Origin of the sequence: Pseudomonas sp. PS01303 (assembly GCF_029959385.1) — a bacterium.
GTDB lineage: Bacteria > Pseudomonadota > Gammaproteobacteria > Pseudomonadales > Pseudomonadaceae > Aquipseudomonas > Aquipseudomonas rustica.
On record NZ_JASCPK010000110.1, the window covers coordinates 1 to 20,290 of the forward strand.

20 protein-coding genes are annotated in these 20,290 nt (G+C 60.7%); 10 read left to right on the forward strand and 10 right to left on the reverse strand.

The annotated features are described in order from the left end of the window. Positions 1-87 precede the first annotated feature (87 nt). The gene (locus QMX93_RS22970) at positions 88-870 is read right to left on the reverse strand and encodes a helix-turn-helix transcriptional regulator (protein ID WP_282358089.1); all 783 of its coding nucleotides are present in this window, start codon (positions 868-870) and stop codon (positions 88-90) included. A 136-nt stretch (positions 871-1,006) separates the two neighbouring features. Here QMX93_RS22970 and QMX93_RS22975 point away from each other — a divergent pair, with 136 nt between their 5' ends. Both QMX93_RS22975 and QMX93_RS22980 read left to right on the forward strand, forming a co-directional pair. Continuing rightward, positions 1,007-1,234 (forward strand): DUF6555 family protein, encoded by a 228-nt coding sequence (locus QMX93_RS22975; protein WP_053121910.1) that lies wholly within the window; start codon positions 1,007-1,009, stop codon positions 1,232-1,234. A 37-nt stretch (positions 1,235-1,271) separates the two neighbouring features. Further along, the gene (locus tag QMX93_RS22980) at positions 1,272-1,547 is read left to right on the forward strand and encodes a hypothetical protein (RefSeq protein WP_053121912.1); all 276 of its coding nucleotides are present in this window, start codon (positions 1,272-1,274) and stop codon (positions 1,545-1,547) included. 23 nt (positions 1,548-1,570) lie between these two features. On the opposite strand, the gene QMX93_RS22985 is transcribed toward QMX93_RS22980, so the two are convergent. The 3 genes from QMX93_RS22985 to QMX93_RS22995 form a co-directional block, all read right to left on the reverse strand. Further along, complete coding sequence (locus tag QMX93_RS22985; protein WP_081730276.1) at positions 1,571-1,738, reverse strand: metallothionein; 168 nt, start codon at positions 1,736-1,738, stop codon at positions 1,571-1,573. A 964-nt stretch (positions 1,739-2,702) separates the two neighbouring features. Further along, positions 2,703-3,161, reverse strand: coding sequence for a DMT family transporter (locus tag QMX93_RS22990; RefSeq protein ID WP_282358098.1), 459 nt, complete (start codon positions 3,159-3,161; stop codon positions 2,703-2,705). Further along, positions 3,161-3,646 carry a DMT family transporter gene (locus QMX93_RS22995; RefSeq protein WP_053121916.1) on the reverse strand — a complete coding sequence of 162 codons (486 nt, stop codon included), beginning with the start codon at positions 3,644-3,646 and terminating at the stop codon, positions 3,161-3,163. The genes QMX93_RS22990 and QMX93_RS22995 overlap by 1 nt, the downstream gene beginning before the upstream one ends. Before the next feature lie 112 nt (positions 3,647-3,758). Between QMX93_RS22995 and QMX93_RS23000 the strand changes: the two genes are divergently transcribed. Continuing rightward, positions 3,759-4,694, forward strand: coding sequence for a LysR family transcriptional regulator (locus tag QMX93_RS23000; protein WP_282358090.1), 936 nt, complete (start codon positions 3,759-3,761; stop codon positions 4,692-4,694). Positions 4,695-4,909: 215 nt separating this feature from the next. On the opposite strand, the gene QMX93_RS23005 is transcribed toward QMX93_RS23000, so the two are convergent. After that, complete coding sequence (locus QMX93_RS23005; protein WP_282358091.1) at positions 4,910-6,592, reverse strand: methyl-accepting chemotaxis protein; 1,683 nt, start codon at positions 6,590-6,592, stop codon at positions 4,910-4,912. Positions 6,593-6,755: 163 nt separating this feature from the next. Next, the gene (locus tag QMX93_RS23010) at positions 6,756-8,075 is read right to left on the reverse strand and encodes a Na+/H+ antiporter NhaC family protein (protein WP_212545675.1); all 1,320 of its coding nucleotides are present in this window, start codon (positions 8,073-8,075) and stop codon (positions 6,756-6,758) included. A 401-nt stretch (positions 8,076-8,476) separates the two neighbouring features. Here QMX93_RS23010 and QMX93_RS23015 point away from each other — a divergent pair, with 401 nt between their 5' ends. Further along, positions 8,477-10,624 (forward strand): methyl-accepting chemotaxis protein, encoded by a 2,148-nt coding sequence (locus tag QMX93_RS23015; RefSeq protein ID WP_282358092.1) that lies wholly within the window; start codon positions 8,477-8,479, stop codon positions 10,622-10,624. A 529-nt stretch (positions 10,625-11,153) separates the two neighbouring features. Here QMX93_RS23015 and QMX93_RS23020 read toward each other — a convergent pair. Genes QMX93_RS23020 through QMX93_RS23035 form a run of 4 tightly spaced genes read right to left on the reverse strand, consistent with a single transcriptional unit; the run spans position 11,154 to position 13,755 of the window. Next, complete coding sequence (locus tag QMX93_RS23020; RefSeq protein WP_282358093.1) at positions 11,154-12,467, reverse strand: sensor histidine kinase; 1,314 nt, start codon at positions 12,465-12,467, stop codon at positions 11,154-11,156. Next, positions 12,464-13,132 carry a response regulator transcription factor gene (locus tag QMX93_RS23025; protein ID WP_053121928.1) on the reverse strand — a complete coding sequence of 223 codons (669 nt, stop codon included), beginning with the start codon at positions 13,130-13,132 and terminating at the stop codon, positions 12,464-12,466. Before QMX93_RS23025 ends, QMX93_RS23020 begins: the two co-directional genes overlap by 4 nt. Positions 13,133-13,135: 3 nt before the next feature. Beyond that, positions 13,136-13,447, reverse strand: a complete 312-nt coding sequence (locus QMX93_RS23030) for a PepSY domain-containing protein (RefSeq protein WP_053121930.1) — start codon at positions 13,445-13,447, stop codon at positions 13,136-13,138. Then, entirely contained in the window at positions 13,447-13,755 is a 309-nt protein-coding gene (locus QMX93_RS23035; RefSeq protein WP_282358095.1) for a PepSY domain-containing protein, read from the reverse strand. The genes QMX93_RS23030 and QMX93_RS23035 overlap by 1 nt, the downstream gene beginning before the upstream one ends. Before the next feature lie 249 nt (positions 13,756-14,004). On the opposite strand from QMX93_RS23035, the gene QMX93_RS23040 reads away from it, so the two are divergent. The 6 genes from QMX93_RS23040 (at position 14,005) to QMX93_RS23065 (ending at position 20,135) form a co-directional block, all read left to right on the forward strand. After that, the gene (locus QMX93_RS23040; RefSeq protein ID WP_053121934.1) at positions 14,005-15,084 is read left to right on the forward strand and encodes a hypothetical protein; all 1,080 of its coding nucleotides are present in this window, start codon (positions 14,005-14,007) and stop codon (positions 15,082-15,084) included. An 85-nt stretch (positions 15,085-15,169) separates the two neighbouring features. Beyond that, positions 15,170-15,526, forward strand: a complete 357-nt coding sequence (gene queD / locus QMX93_RS23045) for a 6-carboxytetrahydropterin synthase QueD (protein WP_007915588.1) — start codon at positions 15,170-15,172, stop codon at positions 15,524-15,526. A gap of 206 nt (positions 15,527-15,732) precedes the next feature. Then, the gene (locus QMX93_RS23050; RefSeq protein ID WP_282358096.1) at positions 15,733-16,545 is read left to right on the forward strand and encodes an alpha/beta hydrolase; all 813 of its coding nucleotides are present in this window, start codon (positions 15,733-15,735) and stop codon (positions 16,543-16,545) included. Positions 16,546-16,849: 304 nt separating this feature from the next. After that, complete coding sequence (gene codB / locus QMX93_RS23055; protein WP_212551090.1) at positions 16,850-18,121, forward strand: cytosine permease; 1,272 nt, start codon at positions 16,850-16,852, stop codon at positions 18,119-18,121. Between the two features lie 15 nt (positions 18,122-18,136). Then, positions 18,137-19,372, forward strand: a complete 1,236-nt coding sequence (gene codA / locus QMX93_RS23060) for a cytosine deaminase (protein WP_053121942.1) — start codon at positions 18,137-18,139, stop codon at positions 19,370-19,372. A 115-nt stretch (positions 19,373-19,487) separates the two neighbouring features. Continuing rightward, positions 19,488-20,135, forward strand: a complete 648-nt coding sequence (locus QMX93_RS23065) for a carboxymuconolactone decarboxylase family protein (protein WP_053121944.1) — start codon at positions 19,488-19,490, stop codon at positions 20,133-20,135. The last annotated feature ends 155 nt before the right edge of the window (positions 20,136-20,290 follow it).

Sequence of the window (20,290 nt, forward strand, 5' to 3'; positions counted from 1 at the left end):
CGATAGCGGTGTGTCAGTCACTCGTACGTAAACTGACACACCGCTATCGCGAGCAGGCTCACTCCTACAGGTTTTAGGCAAGGCTGCTCATCCGTATTGGGTGTTGAACTGAGACGGGGCGACGCCCAGTTCGCGGCGGAACATGTCGCTGAAGCTGCTCGGTGAATAGCCGAGTTCGCGGGCAATCACACTCACCGCCACACCCTGAATCAACTCCGCCACCGCCGTCGCCAGTTGCACCTGCCGCCGCCACTCGGCGAAGCCCATGCCCAGACTGTCCTTGAACAACCGCGCCAACGTGCGCACGCTGGCCCCGGCGCTTTCCGCGTGCTGCTCGAACGGGATCTCCAGCGACGGCGCGGCCATCACTGCCTGGCAAAGATTCATCAGGCGCCGATCGGAATCATCCGGCATCGGGATTTTCAGCTGCGAACGCCTTGCGCGCTGCAACTCCAGCAGCGCCAAGCCAACCAGCGCCTCGTAATACGCTGGCTCACCGCTGTCGCCCTGCTCCACCAGCCCGACGATCAACTCGCGCAGCAAACCACCGACCTCGATCACCTGCACCGTCTGATCCAGCGTCGCCGCCAGCGCCGGGCGCAGGTAGATATTGCGCATCTGCAAATCCGACACCACGCGAATCCCGTGCGGCACCCCGGGCGGCAACCACACCGCGCGCTGCGGCGGTACCACCAGCGCTTCATGCGGCGTCTCGACCCACATCACCCCGCTCATCGCGTACAGCAACTGGCCCCAGTCATGCTCATGCGGCTCGATAAACAACCCGCGCGGATACGTCCGCGCCAGCGGTTGCACGGGCACATCGATGTCAGTGAAATCGGGGGGCGTGGCGAGGGCCATGGTGAGCATTCATTGGGGTTGGCGGAGCCGCCATGGTAACCAGTCGCCCGAAACCTCGCCAACGATAGATACCGTCGGACAATCCGAATGAATTTTCCCGGTGCTCAGCGATCCCTCTATTACCACAGGGAGGAATACCGGCTTTATGAACAACGCAAAACTCTACGTCATCGAGTACACCCTTCACGGCACAGCCAAGTCGTTCATTATCCGCTCGGACAAAATGGACAACACCGAGGCGTGGCACTGGGCGAGTTGCGATGCCGGCGTGGGTCGCATTCCGCGCTTTGGTCGTGAAAAAGTACAGAAGACCAGCAAACCGATGGCGGAAAAATTCGGCGTGGAAAACGTCGTCTGGCGACCGACCAGCTAAGCTCAGCCTGCACGCGAACATTCGGGGGAATGCAACCATGATCGATTTCAGCAGCAGCCCGGCGCATCTGGACTACGGCCTCGACACCTTGTTTGGGCGTATCACCAAAAGCGTGGATTGCCGCGTGGGTCTGGAAGCGGTCGACGATGATCCGTATTGCTTCGCCCTGAGAGTGCCAGCGCCGTTACCGGAAGACCTCGACCAGGCGAAAACCGTGGTGGTTCGGGTTGAGGGGCGGCGATTGCAAGGCACGGTGCGGCATACCGAGCGGCTGGATGATGAAAGTCTGAAACTGGAAGTGGAGCCTGATTAGGCTCCACTTTTTTTTGCCTGTGTTTATTTGGGATGTGCGCAGTGGCAGCCTTTGCTTGAGCATTCTTCGCCACCTTTGTGGTGGTGGGCGCAGGCTTCGCAGCAGTAGTGTTTGCCGTGTACGGCGTAGGCGTGATCGCCTTCTTTGATGGTGCATTTGCAGTTTGGGCAATCGCATTTTCTATCGGGCATGGGGGCAGACTCCTTGGTTGGTGGTTGTCTGGGGCTTTTAGGTAAGCCGTGATTACCAGTGTAGGAGCTGCCGAAGGCTGCGATCTTTTGATTTTGCTTGTTTGGGTTTTTGGGGGTTTTGGGGCTTTGGGGTTTTGGGGGCATATCCGTTGCTGCGGGTGGGGCTTCTGGCGGTTTCGCTCTTACAGCGACTCACTTTTCCAAACGCCGAAAAGTAAGCAAAAGGCTTGGCCCCCGGCGTACGGCACTTCGCTGAGGCTCAGTGTTCCCTCGCTACGGTGTCCATCCGGGGGCATCGCCTACGGTTTGCTTCGCTGCACCTCCTCTCGATGTATGCGGCTACGCCGCACGGCGCTGCGCGCCTACCCCGGATGAACACCTACGCTCGGCCTGCCGATGGGGGCCAAAATCAAGAGCCAGATCAAGAGCCAGATCAAGAGCCCCTCACCCTAGCCCTCTCCCGGAGGGAGAGGGGACTGATCGGGGTGTTTGGGCGAAATACGCCGACTTGGGATACCGAGTCGAACACACATTCTGAAAAACCCACCAATCGGCCCCCTCTCCCCCGGGAGAGGGCTGGGGTGAGGGGCGAATCCAACGCAAATCAAAAAGCCGTGCGCGCCCCGCTCTTCACCACTCAATAGGCCGAGTGTCAGCTCGCCTGCTTTTGATCTTAGAGCCCGTCGGCAGGCTGAGTGGAGGGATCGATCCGGGGGTGGGAGCGCAGCGACCGTTTGGCGCAGCCAAACACAGCGAGAGGAGGTGCAGCGAAGCAAACCGTAGGCGCTGCCCCCCGGATCAATCCCGGAGCGAAGGAACCCCGAGCCCCAGCGAGCGGGCCGAACGTCAGGGCACAGACCTTTTGGTTACTTTTGGGGCGTTTGCCAAAAGTGACCCGCCGTAAGGGCGGAACCATAATCAGCCATCACCGCAGCAACGGATATGCCCACACCCCAAAACAAAATCAATCAGAACCCCGCACACTACTCCGATACATAAACACCAAAGCCCCCGCCAAAAGCCCCATCGCCAACACCCGACTCCCCGACAACTCAATCGCCGGATTCCCAAACCAGCCAAAATTATCAATCAACATCCCCATCCCCAACTGCCCGACAATCACCGCCACCGTCGCCACCGCCGTCCCCACCCGAGGCACCGCGCCCACCATGACAATCATATAAACCACCCCAAACAGCGCCCCACTCAACTGCCACTTCGGCACATCCAACAACCCCACCGCATGCGCCGGTTCAAAAAACAAAATCAACAACCCGGTCACCAACGCACCCACAGCAAACGTCAACAAACTACTGCGCAACACCCCAACGGTTTCCCCCAAGCGCCCATTGATCGCTGCCTGAACACTCAACACCGCACCCGCCGCTACAACCACGGCCAACAAAATAATCAGATTCATCATCAACCCCGAGCAATCAAAACAAGTGCCGCGACAATCAACAGCAGCGCCAACCAACGCTCACCGTTGACCTTCTTGCGCGTCGCCCCGAACCAGCCGAAATGATCGATCAACACACTCTTGCCGACCTGCCCGGAAAGAATCGCGATCATCGTCATGGCGATACCAATGTGCGGCGTGGCCAGGGTCAGCACCACCACATAAATCGGCCCGAGCAAACCACCGATCAACTGCCAGCGCGGCAGCGTGTTCAGCGCCGGCCCTTTCTGTGGCCCCGCAAACAACAGCAGCAAAAACAGAATCGCCGAGCCCACCCCGAAGATGCTCAACGTCGCCCACAAATGCCCGACCTGCGCACCCAACGGCCCGAGCAAACCCGCCTCCACCGACAAACCCATCCCCGCCAGAATCACCAGCGGCAGCAACAATAAGCGCAACCCCGGCTTGGCCACCGGCGGCGCAACACTCACCTCATCCAACGTTTGCATAAATACAATCCAGCCCAGTCAACAATGGCGCGGATTATCGGCTGGCGTCGCTGTGCGATAAATGGGAGCATCCGGACAACACTTTTGCGCAACACGCACAGCAGGACAGACCATGCATGGCCTAAACGAACTCGGATTCAAAGCGCTGCGACTGTTTGTGGCCGTGCTCGATCACGGCAGTTTCTCCGAAGTTGCCCGCCGCGAAGGCGTGGCGCCCTCCTCGATTTCGCGGCAGATTCAGTTGATGGAGCAAGCGCTGAATCAGCAATTGCTCTACCGCCACACCCGCGCCGTCACGCCGACCGAAGCCGGGCGCATGCTCGGCCATCACGCGCGGCTGGTGTTGGTGCAATTGGAAGAAGCCGAACAAGCGTTGCAGGAACAGCAAAGCGAACCCACCGGCCTGGTGCGGATCAACGCCCCGGTGGTGTTCGGCCAGCGCCATCTGACGCCGTGGCTGGGCAAGTTGTGCGCGCGCTATCCGAAGCTGCAACTGGATATTCAGCAGACCGACCATTACGTCGACCCGCTGCAAGAAGGCGCGGATCTGCTGTTCCGCATCGGCCCGCTGCACGACTCCAGCATGCAGGCACGGATTCTGGCGCCGCACCGCTTTCAGGTCGCGGCCAGCCCGGCGTATCTGCAAAAACTTGGTATCCCGCGACACCCTGACGATCTCGCGCAACACCAGTGCCTGGCGTACAAAGGCGCGGCCGGACTGCAGCGCTGGTTTTTCCGCCGCGACGGGCAGGACTGGACGCCGTACTCGGTCAAAGGCCCGATCACCGGCAACCACGCCGACACCCTCACCCAAGCCGCCGAACAGGGCTTGGGGCTGGTGATGTTTCCGTCGTGGCTGATTGGCGAGGCGGTACGCGAAGGCACGTTGGTGCCGGTGTTGGGCGAGTATCAGGTGTCGAACAGTCTGGAGCCGCAGCAGATTGCGGTGCTGTGGCCGGGGAGTCGGCGCTTGTCGGTGAAGGTGCGCACCGTCATCGACTTCTTCATCGAATGCTTCGGCGAAGTGCCTTATTGGGATCGGGCTTGAAGGGTTGAATGGTTGAAGATCAAGAGCCCCTCACCCTAGCCCTCTCCCGGAGGGAGAGGGAACTGATTGCGGGATATTGCAGGCATGCATCGACCTGAAAGCCCTGCTGTGAATCCATAATCGACTCGATTTCTCAGGTCGATGTACAACGCAAGACAACTCAGTCAGTCCCCTCTCCCTCCGGGAGAGGGCTAGGGTGAGGGGCTCTTAAAGCTTCAAATCCGAAACTGGCCGACAAGTTTGCCAAGCCGCTGACCAAGATCCGCCAAACTACGCGAAGTCTGCGCCCCCAACTGCGTCTCATCCGCCACGCTGTCCACCGCCACCGCAATCTGGTGCACGCTGCGATTGATCTCTTCCGCCACCGCCGTCTGCTCTTCCGCCGCGCTGGCAATCTGCGCGTTCATCGAGTTGATCGTCGCAATCAACGACGCCATCGTGTCCAGCGAAGCCCCGGCCTGATTGGCCTGCGCCGACGTGCCGTCGCCCGCTTCACTGGATCGGCGCATCGCTTCCACCGCCGACTGCGTCCCGGCCTGCAAGCGATCGATCATCCCCTGAATTTCCTGGGTGCTGATTTGCGTACGACTGGCCAGCGCGCGCACTTCATCCGCCACCACGGCAAACCCACGCCCGGCCTCACCGGCCCGCGCCGCTTCGATCGCCGCGTTCAGTGCGAGCAGGTTGGTCTGCTCGGCAATCGAACGAATCACCCCGAGCACGCCGACAATCGAGCTCACGTCCTGCTGCAAGCTATCCAGCGACACGCCACTGCTGCGGATGTCATCGACCAACGCATGAATCTGTTTGATGCTGCCCGCCACCACGCGCTTGGCGCTCTGGCCTTCTTCGTCAGTCTGTTGCGCAGCGACAGCGGCATTCTGCGCGCTCTTCGCCACTTCCTGCGCGGCGGCGGACATTTCGTTGATCGCCGTTGCCACCTGATCGGTCTCGTGACGCTGGCGCTCCATCGCCTGATCCGAGCGCTGCGCCTGATCCGAGACTTGCGTCACCAGCCCGGTGAGTTGCGTGGTCATCTCGGTGATCTGCCGCACCAGTCCGTGAATCTTGTCGACGAAGCGGTTAAACGAGCCGGCCAGTTCGCCGAGTTCGTCCTGACTGGTGATGTTCAGACGACGGGTCAGATCGCCCTCGCCCGCCGCGATGTCATCGAGATTCGCCTTCATCAGCGTCAGCGGACGCAAAATGGTATTGGCCAGCAGCATGCCCGCCGCCGCGATCACCAACAGCACCACCACCGCGACGCCAACGATGCTCAGCACCACGCCTTGCATGCGTTCCTGCACTTGCGTTTGAACCAGCGCCACTTGCGCTTCGATGCCGTCGAGGTTGACCGAAGTACCGACCGCCATGTCCCACTTCGCCAGGTATTCGGTGTAGCCGAGTTTCGGCACAAGCACCTGCGCATTGCCCGGCAGCGGCGAACTGTATTGCAGATAGTGCGTGCCGTCCTTCGCCACTTTCACCAGGCCCTGGTTGACGTAAACGCCGTTCGGGTCGCGGTTGTCCTTGAAGCTTTTGCCCACGCCCTCCGGATCGTTGGCCTTGAACAGGCGCACGGTCTCGGAGTCGTAGCCGAAGAAGTAGCCGTCCTTGCCGTAGCGAATGCCCGAGAGCAGTTTGATCGCCTGCGCGCGCGCCGCGTCATCGCCGGGGGCGGCAGCGTCGTAGAGCGGTTTGATCGTGGTCATGGCCACGGCGACGTAACTTTGCAGGGTGGCTTTCGCGTCGCCGAGCAAGCGCTCGCGGGTCTGCTCGACCTCGTTGCGCGCCTGTTGCTGGAGGATGAACAGCGTGGTCAGGCTGATGACCAGCGCAAAGAGCAGCACCGGGAGGACGGCGAGGGACAGGACTTTAGCCTTGAGGCTCAGGCGCATTGGGGGCTCACTCTTTTGGTTTTATTGGCGTGGTTAAAGGCTTTAACGGCACGCACCACCAAAAGTTGAACCCGCAAAAAAAGATCGCAGCCTTCGGCAGCTCCTACATTGATCTCTGTAGGAGCTGCCGAAGGCTGCGATCTTTTGATCTTCAGAGGCTAAATCACAACACCATCGCGGCCACCCAGCCGAACGCCAGCAGCGGCAGGTTGTAGTGCAGGAACGTCGGCACCACGGTGTCCCAGATATGGTGATGCTGGCCGTCAACGTTCAAACCGGAGGTTGGCCCCAGTGTCGAGTCCGACGCTGGCGAGCCGGTATCGCCCAATGCCCCGGCGGTGCCGACGATGCACACGATCGCCATCGGGCTGAAGCCGAGCTGCACGCACAACGGCACGAAAATCGCCGCCAGAATCGGCACCGTCGAGAACGACGAACCGATCCCGATGGTTACCATCAGGCCCACCAGCAACATCAACAACGCGCCAATCGCCCGACTGTGATTGATCCACGCCGCTGCGCTTTCGACCAGCGTGCGCACTTCGCCGGTGGCTTTCAGTACTTCGGCAAATCCCGAGGCAGAAATCATGATGAAGCCGATCATCGCCATCATCTTCATGCCTTCGGTGAACAGGTCGTCGGTTTCACGCCACTTCACAATGCCCGACGCCGAGAAGATCAGAAAACCGGCGAGCGCGCCGATAATCATCGAGTCGAGCAGCAACTGAATGATGAACGCCGCAGCAATCGCCAGACCGGCAATGCCGATGGTTTTCGGGTTGTAGGCAACGCTGACCTGTTCGACCTGCTCGATCTTTTCCAGATCGTAAACGCGCTTTTTGCGGTAGCTGAAGAACACCGCCACCAACAGACCGAAGACCATGCCCAGCGCCGGAATGGCCATGGCGTGCATGACATTGATCTGGCTGATGTCGACGCCGGCCTTGCTGACGTTGGCCAGCAGAATCTGGTTGAGGAAGATGTTGCCGAAGCCGACCGGGAACACCATGTACGGCGTGATCAGACCGAAGGTCATGACGCAGGCGATCAAGCGGCGGTCGAGTTGCAGCTTGGTCAGTACATATAGAAGTGGCGGCACCAGCAGTGGAATGAAGGCGATGTGGATCGGCAGGATGTTCTGCGAAGCAATCGCGACCACCCACAACAGACCGATCAGCAGCCATTTGACACTGCCGCCACCGCTCGAATGTTGACGATCGACCATCGCCAGCGCCTTGTCGGCCAATGCGTGGGCCAGGCCCGATTTGGCAATCGCGACGGCGAAAGCACCGAGCAACGCGTAGGACAACGCCACGGTCGCGCCGCCGCCCAGGCCGCTGTTGAACGCCTTGAGCGTGGCGTCGATACCCAAACCACCGGTCAGGCCGCCGACCAGCGCGCCGACGATCAAAGCGATCACCACGTGCACGCGCGACAGGCTGAGAATCAGCATGACGCCGACCGCCGCTATGACTGCATTCATTTCACTACCTCAAAAAACACTGCGGTGGACAACCGACCGCCAGACAGAATGAGTCCGCCAACGCTAAACCGGCGGATTTGCAAAGAGGGTCTTATTAGAAGGGCGCGCACTGTGCCGCAGAGTGGCGGCGGTGTCAAAACATCGAAGGTTACTCACAACCCCTTGATCGTCCCCACGCTCTGCGTGGGAACGTCTCAATGGACGCTCTGCGTCCGCTTTGGGACGCGGAGCGTCCCGGGCTGCATTCCCACGCGGAGCGTGGGAACGATCAATCAAAAGATCGCAGCCTTCGGCAGCTCCTACAGGGGGAACATGGGCAATTGTGTTTCAGGGATAAAGAAAGCCGATTCGCGGCCGTTACAGTGCAAAGTCGCAGATATTTATCGAATAAGGACATCTCCATGTCGCTCAGACAACTTTCCATCCAATGGAAAATCACCCTGCTCGCCGGCCTTTGCCTGGCCGGTATCGTGACCCTGTTGGTGGGTCTTTCGCTGTATCGCATGGAGCACAGTTCCGCACTGGTGAAAGCTTCGAGCATGGAGATGCTCACCGAGTCGGCGCAGGCGCGCATCGAGTCCCAAGGCGAAGTGCAATCGGCGGGCATTCGCCAGCAATTCATGGACGCCTATCAGTACGGCCACGGATTCTCGCGCCAGGTGCTGTTCCTCCGTGAACAGGCCGAGAAGCGCTTCCTCGACGCCTTCGACTTGCGCGAAGACATGACCCGTCAGGTCAAATCCGCGCTGCAAGCCAACCCGGATCTGCTCGGCCTGTCGCTGGTGTTCGAAGCTAATGCGCTGGATGGCAAGGACGAACTATTCGCCAACCAGGCCGAGCTCGGCAGCAACGACAAGGGCCGTTTCGCCCTGTACTGGTCGCAACCGACGCCGGGCAAAGTGACCTCGATGGCGCTGCCGGAAAGCGACATGGCCGACACCAGCACCGGCCCCTCCGGCCAAGCGGCCAATGCCTGGTTTACCTGCCCGCGCACCACACTCAAACCCTGCGTGATCGAACCGTACTTCTACGTGATCGACGGCCACAACGTGCTGATGACCAGCATCGTGTTCCCGCTGACAGTCGACGGCAAAGTCATCGCCTCGCTGTCGGTCGACATCAACCTCAACAGCCTGCAAGCGACCAGCCAGAGCGCGAGCAAGAAGCTCTATGACGGCCAGACCGCCGTGAGCATCATCAGCCCCGCTGGCCTGCTCGCCGGTTACAGCCCGGACGCCGGCAAACTCAGCCAGCGTCTGGATGCGGTCGACAAAACCAGCGGCGCTGAGCTGCTGCGGCTATTGGCCTCGAACAGCAACGTCACCAGCCTGCACAGCAACGGCCAGTTGAAAGTGCTGTCGCCATTCCAGCCGATTCCCGGTGGACCGTCGTGGGGCGTGCTGCTCGATGTGCCGGAAAAAGTTCTGGTCAGCCGCGCCGAAGCGCTCAAGCACCAACTGGACACGAGCAACACCTCAGGCACGTTGATTGAGCTGAGCCTCGGCGTGCTCGCCGCGCTGATCGGCCTGCTGCTGGTGTGGCTGATGGCGCGCAGCGTGACCAAACCGATCCTCGGTGTGGCGCACATGCTCGAAGACATCGCCAGCGGTGAAGGCGATCTGACCCGCCGTCTGGCCTACGACAAGAAGGATGAACTCGGTCAATTGGCCGGTTGGTTCAACCGCTTCCTCGATAAATTGCAGCCGATCATTGCCGACGTCAAACGCTCGGTGCAGGACGCTCGCGACACGGCCGATCAGTCCTCGGCCATCGCCACGCAGACCAGCGCCGGCATGGAGCAGCAATACCGTCAGGTCGATCAGGTCGCCACCGCGTCCCACGAAATGAGCGCCACCGCACAAGACGTCGCGCGCAGTGCTGCGCAAGCCGCCGAAGCCGCCAAGGACGCTGACCGCGCCACCCGTCAGGGCCTCACCGTGATCGACCGCACCACCGCGAGCATCGACACCCTCGCCGCCGACATGAGCGCGGCGATGGTGCAGGTCGAAGGCCTTGCCGCGAACAGCGAGAAAATCGGTGCTGTGCTGGAAACCATCCGCGCCATTGCCGAGCAAACCAACCTGCTGGCCCTCAACGCCGCGATTGAAGCGGCACGCGCCGGTGAAGCCGGACGTGGTTTTGCCGTGGTCGCCGATGAAGTGCGCAACCTCGCGCGCCGCACGCAGGAGTCGGTGGAAGAAACCCGTCAGGTGATTGAGCAACTGCAGACGGGGACGCAGGAAGTGGTCGGTTCGATGGGCAACAGCCATCGTCAGGCGCAGGGCAGTGTTGAACAGGTTGGCCAAGCGGTGACTGCGCTGCGCCAGATCGGCGACGCGGTGACGGTGATCAGCGACATGAACCTGCAAATCGCCAGCGCGGCGGAAGAGCAGAGCGCGGTGGCGGAAGAGATCAACAACAACGTGGCGACGATTCGCGATGTGACGGAATCGTTGTCCGGCCAGGCGAATGAGTCGGCGCGGGTGAGTCAGTCGCTGAACAGCCTGGCGAATCAGCAGCAGAGTTTGATGGATCAGTTTCGGGTGTGATTCGGGATTGAGGGGTGTCAGGTAAATCCTTTCCCCCTCACCCCAGCCCTCTCCCCCAAGGGGTAGAGGGGAAAGGGAGCCGATCTATGTGCTTTTCAAAACCTGAGTTCAACTCGATATCCCAAGTCGGCGTACCTCGGCCATCCAACTCGGTCAGTCCCCTCTCCCTCCGGGAGAGGGCCAGGGTGAGGGGCTTTTGCTTTTCAAAACCTGAGTTCGACTCGATATCCCAAGTCGGCATACCTCGGCCATCCAACTCGGTCAGTCCCCTCTCCCTCCGGGAGAGGGTTAGGGTGAGGGGCTTTTGCTTTTCAAAACCTGAGTTCGACTCAATACCCCAAGTCGGCATACCTCGGCCATCCAACTCGGTCAGTCCCCTCTCCCTCCGGGAGAGGGCCAGGGTGAGGGGCTTTTGCTTTTCAAAACCTGAGTTCGACTCGATACCCCAAGTCGGCGTACCTCGCCCATCCAAATCGGTCAGTCCCCTCTCCCTCCGGGAGAGGGCCAGGCTGAGGGGCTTCTAAAAGCCTCACCGCCGAGGCAGTTCAATCAACACTTTCAGCCCGCCCCACTCGCTTTCCAGTAATGCCAACCGCCCGCCCCACGTATCGACAATATCGCGCACAATCCCCAAACCCAACCCATGCCCATGCGTCTGCTCATCCAGCCGCGTCCCCCGACTGAACACCTGCGCGCGCTGTTCTTCTGGGATCCCCGGCCCGTCATCTTCCACGCTCAGGGCAAATCCCTCAGGCGTTTCGACCACGCTCAAACGCACCTCGGCATCCGCCCACTTGCAGGCGTTGTCGAGCAGATTGCCCAGCAGCTCCAGCAAATCCTCACGATCCCACGGCAACTGCAATCCCGCCGGCGCGACATAACTCAACGCCAGATGCTCGCCATGAATCATGTTCAGTGTCGCCAGCAACCCTGGCAGTTCGGCATCGCAATCAAACAACGCACCCGGCAACGCATCGCCAGATAATCGTGCGCGGTTCAGTTCACGGTTGAGCCGTTGCTGCACCTGTTCCAGTTGTTCGAGAAGAATCTTGCGCAGCTCGGGATGGGCATCGAGTTTGTCGCTCGACGCCAGGCTCAACAGCACCGCCAACGGCGTTTTCAACGCATGCCCGAGATTGCCCAGCGCATTACGCGAACGCTTGAGACTGTCCTCGGTGTGCGCAAGCAAATGGTTGATCTGCGCCACCAGCGGTTCCAGTTCCACCGGCACCTGATCATCCAGTTGTGAACGCTGGCCCTGCTGCAATTGCGCGATCTGTTCGCGGGCCTTTTCCAGCGGCTTCAGTGCGCGGCGCACCGTGAGTCGCTGCAAAAACAGAATCAGCAGCAACGCCGCCAACCCCAGACCGAGGCCAATCTGGCGCATGCGCTGAAAGCTGTCGCTGACCGGGGTGTAATCCTGCGCAACGCTGATCGAAATCGATTGACCCAGACGCCGATAGTCCGAACGAAGCACCAACAAGCGTTGACCGTCCGGCCCCAGTTGCAAGTTGCTGTGCAGACCGGGCTGATCCAGCAGCGGCAGATCCTGATCCCACAGCGATCGCGAACGCCAGTGGCTGTCGGCAAAATCGATACGGAAGTAATGCCCGGAAAACGGTCGCTGATACGCCGGCGACAAGTGCCGCTCATCCAGCTGCAACCCCATGGGGCCGCGCACCAGCGCCACCAACAGTGTTTCGCTGTCGTCGCGCAGGCCGGCTTCGAGGTAGCGCTGCAAACCCACTTCGAACAACCACAAACTGGTTTGCGCCAGCACCAGACCGACGATCACCATCACGCTGATCAACCCCAGGCTCAAGCGGCGCTGGATTGACCTCATGAAGCCTGCCCGCCGAACAGGTAACCCTGACCGCGACGGGTTTCGATCACGCTTTTGCCGAGCTTGCGGCGCAGGTGATTGACGTGGACTTCGAGGACGTTGGAATCGCGCTCGGTTTCACCGTCGTAGAGGTGTTCGGCGAGGTGACTTTTGGAAAGGATTTGCTCGGGGTGCAGCATGAAATAACGCAGCAGACGAAACTCGGCGGCGGTCAGTTGAATGTCGGTGCCGTCGCGCACCACGCACTGACGGCCCTCGTCCAGATGCAGGCCGGCGGCTTGCAACGTCGCCTGATTGGACTGGCCCTTGGAGCGGCGCAGCAGCGACTGTATGCGCAGAAACAGCTCTTCGGGGTGAAACGGTTTGGTCAGGTAATCGTCGGCGCCGGCTTTCAGGCCTTCGATACGCTCGGCCCAGGAATCACGCGCGGTGAGGATCAGCACCGGAATCGCCAGACCGCCCGCGCGCCACTGCGCCAGCACCTCAAGCCCCGGCACACCGGGCAGACCGAGGTCGAGGATGATCAGGTCGTACGGCTCGCTGCTGCCCTGATACAGCGCATCACGGCCGTCCGCCAGCCAATCGACTGCGTAGCCTTGGCGTTGCAGACCGGCGAGCAATTCGTCGGCCAGCGGTACGTGGTCTTCCACCAAAAGCAAACGCATCGATCAATCTTCCTTGTCTTTCACTAATTCACCGGTTTCGGCCTTGAGGTGCAGCTCACGGGCGACACCCTCGACGGTAAGCAACTCGACCTCATAAATGTAGACGTCGTGTTTCTCTTCCAGCTCGACTTCCAGCAGTTTGGCGCCCGGATAACGATCCATTGCCTGCTGCAGCACTTGCTCCAGCGGCAGGATGACGCCCTGGCGACGCAGGTTCAGCGCTTCGTCCTGATCGAGGTCGCGGGCCATCGCCGCCGAGCAAAAAACAACCAGCGCCAGCGCCGTGCGGCTGGTGGCGCGAACATTAAGCTTCATTACGTATCCTGATGATCCTTGAGAACCTGCCCGGTCATCGCGTCTAATTCCAGATCCCAATTGAGACCCTGCGGATCACGCATTTCGACCTGGTAGATGTACTTGCCGTACTCTTCTTCCAGCTCGGTTTCGGTGATCGTCGAGCCCGGATGTTTGGCCAGCGCGGTTGCGTTGAGCTTCTCGAAGGAAACGATAGTACCAGCGTCGCGCAGGCGCAGGGCTTCATCCGGGCCCAGATCGCGGGCGTGGGCGATGCTGGCAGTGAAGCCGATGATCGCGCAAATGGACAGGGCAGTCAGGGTTTTCAAAAGGGTGTCTCCGTATTTTTTATGTATTGCTCACGGTCGGCACCTTAACCAGATGAACTTAACTGAAACTGAATTGCCATCATTCTCCCGCTCCATGTACATCCCTGTAGGAGCAAAGCTTGCTCGCGAAGGCGGAACCTCAGACACATCATTGCTGAATGACACGCCGCCTTCGCGAGCAAGCTCTGCTCCTACAAGGATCTGTAACATGTGCTTATAATTGTTCGCTTGCTAACGATCGAGACCGGTATGACCGCCATCCACATCAAGTTCCCCGCCCTCACCCTCAAGGCCGGCCCACGGGCCATGGCGCGGATTCGCGCGCAGGGTCTGAACGCCGCTGACGTCGGCACCCTGCCCGGTGCGGCCGGTGGGCCGAAGGCGTTGGGGATTCAGGGGCTGGATCTGGCGCTGTTCGGTGAATGGCTGCCGAGTGCGCCGCGTGAGCGTTCGCTGATTGGCGCCTCGGTCGGTTCCTGGCGCTTCGCCAGCGCTTGCCTGCCGGACGCCGCCGAAGGCATCCGCCGCCTCGGCGAGCTCTACGCCGAGCAGAATTTCAACAAAGGCGTGACCATGGCCGAGATCAGTCAGAGCTCGCAGCGCATGCTCAATGACCTGCTCGATGGCCGCGACGCGAGCATCCTCGACAACGCGCATTACCGCTTGAACATCATGGTGGTGAAAAGTCAGGGCCGTCTCGCTGATGACCATCGCGGTCGCCTCGGTCTGGCGCTGGGTTCGGTGATCGCCGATAACCTGCGCGGTCGTGCGCGACTGTCGCGGCACTTCGAACGGCTGATCATCCACGATCCGCGCCTCGCCCCGCCGGTGAATGCGCTCGACGATTTCCCGTCGCGCTTCGTCGCCCTGAATGCCGGCAACTTACGTCAGGCCTTGTTGGCCTCGGGTTCGATCCCGATGGTCATGGAAGGCGTGCGCGATCTGCCGGGCGCCGGGGCTGGCACCTTCCGCGACGGCGGTCTGCTCGACTATCACCTCGATCTGCCCTACAGCGGTGACGGCATCGTGCTCTATCCGCACTTCACCGACCGGGTGATTCCGGGCTGGTTCGACAAGACCCTGCCGTGGCGCAAAGCCTCGGTGCAGCGCTTGCAGGACGTGCTGCTGCTCGCGCCGTCGAAGGAGTATCTGGCACGTCTGCCCTACGGCAAACTGCCCGATCGTAACGACTTCAAACGCTTCATGGGCGATGCACCGAGCCGGCAGAAATACTGGCACGCGGCGATGGACGAGAGCCGCCGTCTGGGCGACGAGTTCCTCGAACTGACTGCCAATGGTCGCCTCGCCGAGCGCTTGCTGACCCTTTAGTCAGCACGGCCAAACACAAGCTGGTAAACTCGCCGCCTGCCCGAATCGCTGCGGCGAACGCCATCTGAACAGAGCTGAAAATACCGTGGAAATCTTCAAAGAGTTTACCTTCGAATCCGCCCACCGCCTGCCGCACGTCCCGGACGGCCACAAGTGCGGACGTCTGCACGGTCACTCGTTCAAAGTGGCGCTTCACCTGAGCGGCGACCTCGATCCGCACACTGGCTGGATCCGTGATTTCTCGGAAATCAAAGCAATCTTCAAGCCGTTGTACGAGCGTCTGGATCACAACTATCTGAATGACATTCCTGGCCTGGAAAACCCGACCAGCGAAGTACTGGCCAAATTCATCTGGAATGAAATGAAGCCGTTGCTGCCAGAACTGAGCGCGATCCGTATTCACGAGACCTGCACCAGCGGCTGCATCTATCGCGGCGAGTAACCCGATCCTGAGAACACTGCAAAACCCTGTGGGAGCGGGCTTGCCCGCGAAGGCGTCGGAACATCGACATTGATGTGACAGACACTCCGCTTTCGCGAGCAAGCCCGCTCCCACAGGGGAATAGCGTTGATGTTCAAGAACAGCCTTCACGGCTGTTTTTTTATGCCTATGCTTTTTGGCTCCCCACCCGCCAAGAGGACAGGCCCATGACAGATTGGCTGCTGGATCAGGTCTTTGACTTCAACGGTCACTCAGTGCGCCATGCCATGCGCGGCGATGGCCCGCCGCTGGTGTTCGTGCATGGCACACCTTTCTCGTCTTACGTGTGGCATCGGATCGCGCCGCACTTCTTTGCCACGCACCGCGTTTATTACTTCGATTTGCTCGGTTATGGACGCTCCGCGAAACCTGCCGCCGATGTCTCCCTCGGTGTGCAAAACCAGTTGTTGGCGCAGTTGCTCGATCACTGGAACATCCAAAATCCCGACGTGGTCGCCCATGACTTTGGCGGTGCCACCGCGCTGCGCACTCACCTGCTCAATGGCAAGGATTACCGCAGCCTGACGCTGATCGATCCGGTGGCGCTGACGCCATGGGGATCGCCGTTTGTGCAGCATGTTCGCCAGCATGAGGCAGCGTTCAGCGGTCTGCCCGATTACATCCAGCGCGCCGTCGTGCCGACCTACATTCGCGGGGCGATTCACCGGGCGATTCCCGACGACGAACTCGCGCCCTACGTTGAGCCGTGGCTCGGCAATCCGGGGCAAGCGGCGTTCTATCGACAGATTGCGCAGATGGATGAGCGCTATACCCGTGAGGCAGAACCGTTGTATCCGAGCATCCGCTGCCCGGTACAGATTCTCTGGGGCGAAGACGATCAGTGGATTCCCATCGAGCGTGGCCGAGCGTTACATCAAATGATCCCGGGATCACAATTCCACCCGATTCCCAACGCCGGCCACCTCGTCCAGGAAGACGCCCCCGAAGCCATCGTCGCCGCCCTATTACGCTTCCTCTGACCTTGATCGTTCCCACGCTCTGCGTGGGAATGCCTCAACGGACGCTCCGCGTTCGGCTTTGGGTGGGACGCGGAGCTTCCCGGGCTGCATTCCCACGCAGAGCGTGGGAACGAGCAAAATCAAAGGATCGTCCGATCGCGGCCCGAGCCTTCGGCAGCTCCTACATTGGGCTTTGGTGTGTTCGGGTGCACCGATTTCGCGCTAATCCACGTGTCTCGTCTATACATAACCCGCGCCAACCGGAACATGGCACGACCACTGCAACCTTTCTCCGCGTCTTCTCTTTCTCAGCAAGGACCGCCCCATGACGCAGAACGATCCCGGCAACGATTACCCCCTCAGCGAAGTCCCGATGCACGCGCGCAAAGGCCTGGCCTCTACGGCGATGGTGTTACTGGGCTTCACGTTTTTCACCGCGACCATGTTTGCCGGCGGCAAGCTCGGCGTGGCGTTCAGTTTCGGCGAGATGATGGCGGTGATCATCGTCGGCAACTTGCTGCTCGGTTTGTACGCCGCAGGCCTCGGTTACATCGCCTTCAAGAGTGGCCTCAATTCGGTGTTGATGGGGCGTTTTTGCTTCGGCGAAGTCGGCAGCAAACTCAGCGACCTGATCCTCGGTTTCACTCAAATCGGCTGGTACGCCTGGGGCACTGCCACGGCTGCGGTGGTGCTCGGCAAATACTTCGAACTCGATGAGGGCACGGTGCTCGGGCTGATGGTGCTGTTCGGTCTGGTGTTCTGTGCCACGGCTTACGTCGGTTATCGCGGGCTGGAGATTCTGTCGTACATCGCAGTGCCGGCGATGATGTTGCTGCTGATGCTGTCGATGTGGGTGGCGACAGTGAAAGTTGGCGGTTTCCAAGGATTGCTCAGCGTCGTGCCGAGCGGTTCGCTGGACTGGTCGACGGCGATTACTTTGGTGTTCGGCACCTTCGTCAGCGGCGCGACGCAAGCGACCAACTGGACGCGTTTCTCGCGCTCGGCGCGTGTCGCGGTGCTGGCCAGCCTGATCGGTTTCTTCATCGGCAACGGTTTGATGGTGCTGATCGGCGCGTACGGCGCCATCGTTTATCAGCAGCCGGACGTGGTTGAAGTGCTGCTGTTGCAAGGCTTCGCCATGGCCGCGATGGCCATGCTGCTGCTGAACATCTGGAGCACGCAGGACAACACCATCTACAACTTCGCCGTCGCCGGTTGCAACCTGCTGCGCACCGGACGGCGCAAGACCGTGACGCTGGCCGGTGCAGTGATTGGCACCTTGCTCGCCTTGCTCGGCATGTACGACATGCTCGTGCCCTACCTGATTCTGCTCGGCACGGTGATTCCGCCGATTGGCGGGGTGATCATGGCCGACTTTTTCTACCGCTGGCGCGGGCACTATCCACGCCTGGCCGACGCACGGTTGCCGGCGTTCAACTGGCCGGGCCTCGGGGCTTACGCGGTCGGCACCGTCGCCGCGTTCAGCTCGCCATGGGTTGCGCCGCTGGTAGGCATCGCCGCTGCCGCGTTAACGTATGTCATCGTCACCGGCGCGCTCGGCGCTCGCAGCGCGGCCGCGCCACTACAAGACTTATAAAAAAGGATTCGCCTGATGCACATCATCAACGCCCGTTTGCGCAACCAGGAAGGTTTGCACGAATTGCACCTTGAAGACGGCCTGATCCGCAGCATCGCCCGGCAGACCGAAGCGCCGACGCTGGGCCCCGACGATCTCGACGCCGGCGGCAATCTGGTAGTGCCGCCCTTCGTCGAACCGCACATTCACCTCGACGCCACCCTGACCGCTGGCGAGCCGCGCTGGAACATGAGCGGCACGCTGTTCGAAGGCATCGAATGCTGGGGCGAGCGCAAGGTCACCATCACCGAAGAAGACACCAAGACCCGCGCCAAGAAAACCATCCAGACCCTCGCCGCGCACGGCATTCAGCACGTGCGCACCCACGTCGACGTCACCGATCCACAACTCACCGCACTGAAAGCCATGCTCGAAGTGCGCGAAGAAAGCCGTCACCTGATCGACCTGCAAATCGTCGCGTTCCCGCAGGAGGGCATCGAGTCGTTCCGCAATGGCCGCGAGTTGATGGAAGAGTCGATTCGCATGGGCGCCGACGTGGTTGGCGGCATTCCACACTTTGAATACACCCGCGATCAGGGCGTCAGTTCGGTGAAGTTTCTGATGGATCTGGCCGAGCGCACCGGTTGCCTGGTCGACGTGCATTGCGACGAGACCGACGACCCGCACTCACGCTTCCTCGAAGTACTCGCCGAAGAAGCACGCAGCCGCGACATGGGCGCCCTCGTCACCGCCAGCCACACCACGGCGATGGGTTCTTATGACAACGCTTACTGCGCGAAACTGTTCCGTCTGCTCGGGCATTCCGGGATCAGTTTTGTCTCCTGCCCAACCGAAAGCATCCACCTGCAAGGACGCTTCGACAACTTCCCGAAACGCCGTGGCGTCACCCGGGTGAACGAGTTGCTCGAAGCCGGGATGAACGTGTGTTTCGGTCAGGATTCCATCGTCGATCCGTGGTATCCGCTGGGCAACGGCAACATCCTGCGGGTGCTTGAGGCGGGGCTGCACATTTGCCACATGCTCGGTTATCGCAACCTGCAAAGTGCGCTGGATCTGGTCACCGACAACAGCGCCAAAGCGATGCATCTGGGCGAGCGTTATGGGCTGGAACAGGGGCGTCCGGCGAACCTGCTGATTCTGTCGGCGGACAGTGATTATGAGGTGATTCGCAGTCAGGGTTTGCCGCTGTATTCGATTCGCGCCGGCAAAGTGCTGATGAAACGGCAGATGCCGGTGGTGGAGTTCGTCTAAGGTGAAGAAACCGGCGTCGCAATGACGCCGGCAACCCCTGCGATGGATGCTCCTTCATGCTGAAGTTCGTGCGTAGTTGATTAGCCGCCATCCTCATTTTCTTGAGGATTTTCCAATGAACCACACACCCTCGCCCATGGCCTCGCTGTACCACGAAGGCCGACAGACGTTTACCGAACTTGTACCCGACGGCGGCGCACGCCTCGATGCGCTGTTTCACACCGTGCCCGCGCTGGGTGAGTTGGCGGTTGGCGTGGTCTATGGGCATTTGCACGCCCGCCCTGGCCTCGATCCGCGCTTGCGGGAAGCGGTGTCGTTTGCCGCCATCGTGGCGTCGGGCATGGTCGGCCCGCCATTGAGTGTGCACCTCAAAACAGGGCTGGCCTCGGGTTTGGCCCCCGGTGAAATGACTGAGGTGCTGTTGCAGGCCTCGGCATTCGCGGGGTTTCCGCGGGCGGTGAGTGCGGCGGAACAACTCAATCGGCTGTTCGACGAGTCTGGGTTGGCATCACCGCCGGCACCGACACCCCGTGAAATCGCGTTGGAATTCTGTGAGCAAGTGCGCGGCGGGCACGCGCCGATGCCGGTCAGTGCAGCGGTGAAACGCCTGTTGAAACATGCGCGGCAGCTGGCATTGCAGGCCAGTTCGGCGCACGCGGTGATTGTTGAATGTTTCGAGGATGAGCCGTCGCCCCGCGCATTGCTGCGGTTGGAGGTGCAGGGTGAGCAGGTGGTGTCGGTGACGTTGTTCAAGGCCCACTGACGCGGTGTCCTGGCGGGCCCCATCGCTGGCAAGCCAGGCTCCCACAGGGTTTGGAGGTGAACACGAAAACTCGGTACACCAATAATCCACTGTAGGAGTGAGCCTGCTCGCGATAGCGGACTACCATTCAAATCATATGTTGCCTGACTCACCGC

Bases quoted from the DNA above. Each gene is read 5' to 3' on its own strand.
- QMX93_RS22995 (WP_053121916.1), bottom strand. From the start codon at position 3,646: ATGCAAACGTTGGATGAGGTGAGTGTTGCGCCGCCGGTGGCCAAGCCG.
- QMX93_RS23020 (WP_282358093.1), bottom strand. From the start codon at position 12,467: ATGAGGTCAATCCAGCGCCGCTTGAGCCTGGGGTTGATCAGCGTGATG.
- codB (WP_212551090.1), top strand. From the start codon at position 16,850: ATGACGCAGAACGATCCCGGCAACGATTACCCCCTCAGCGAAGTCCCG.
- QMX93_RS22990 (WP_282358098.1), bottom strand. From the start codon at position 3,161: ATGATGAATCTGATTATTTTGTTGGCCGTGGTTGTAGCGGCGGGTGCG.
- QMX93_RS23040 (WP_053121934.1), top strand. From the start codon at position 14,005: ATGACCGCCATCCACATCAAGTTCCCCGCCCTCACCCTCAAGGCCGGC.
- QMX93_RS22970 (WP_282358089.1), bottom strand. From the start codon at position 870: ATGCTCACCATGGCCCTCGCCACGCCCCCCGATTTCACTGACATCGAT.
- QMX93_RS22985 (WP_081730276.1), bottom strand. From the start codon at position 1,738: ATGCCCGATAGAAAATGCGATTGCCCAAACTGCAAATGCACCATCAAA.
- QMX93_RS23015 (WP_282358092.1), top strand. From the start codon at position 8,477: ATGTCGCTCAGACAACTTTCCATCCAATGGAAAATCACCCTGCTCGCC.
- QMX93_RS23010 (WP_212545675.1), bottom strand. From the start codon at position 8,075: ATGAATGCAGTCATAGCGGCGGTCGGCGTCATGCTGATTCTCAGCCTG.
- QMX93_RS23065 (WP_053121944.1), top strand. From the start codon at position 19,488: ATGAACCACACACCCTCGCCCATGGCCTCGCTGTACCACGAAGGCCGA.
- QMX93_RS23005 (WP_282358091.1), bottom strand. From the start codon at position 6,592: ATGCGCCTGAGCCTCAAGGCTAAAGTCCTGTCCCTCGCCGTCCTCCCG.
- QMX93_RS22980 (WP_053121912.1), top strand. From the start codon at position 1,272: ATGATCGATTTCAGCAGCAGCCCGGCGCATCTGGACTACGGCCTCGAC.
- QMX93_RS22975 (WP_053121910.1), top strand. From the start codon at position 1,007: ATGAACAACGCAAAACTCTACGTCATCGAGTACACCCTTCACGGCACA.
- QMX93_RS23025 (WP_053121928.1), bottom strand. From the start codon at position 13,132: ATGCGTTTGCTTTTGGTGGAAGACCACGTACCGCTGGCCGACGAATTG.
- QMX93_RS23000 (WP_282358090.1), top strand. From the start codon at position 3,759: ATGCATGGCCTAAACGAACTCGGATTCAAAGCGCTGCGACTGTTTGTG.
- QMX93_RS23030 (WP_053121930.1), bottom strand. From the start codon at position 13,447: ATGAAGCTTAATGTTCGCGCCACCAGCCGCACGGCGCTGGCGCTGGTT.
- codA (WP_053121942.1), top strand. From the start codon at position 18,137: ATGCACATCATCAACGCCCGTTTGCGCAACCAGGAAGGTTTGCACGAA.
- QMX93_RS23050 (WP_282358096.1), top strand. From the start codon at position 15,733: ATGACAGATTGGCTGCTGGATCAGGTCTTTGACTTCAACGGTCACTCA.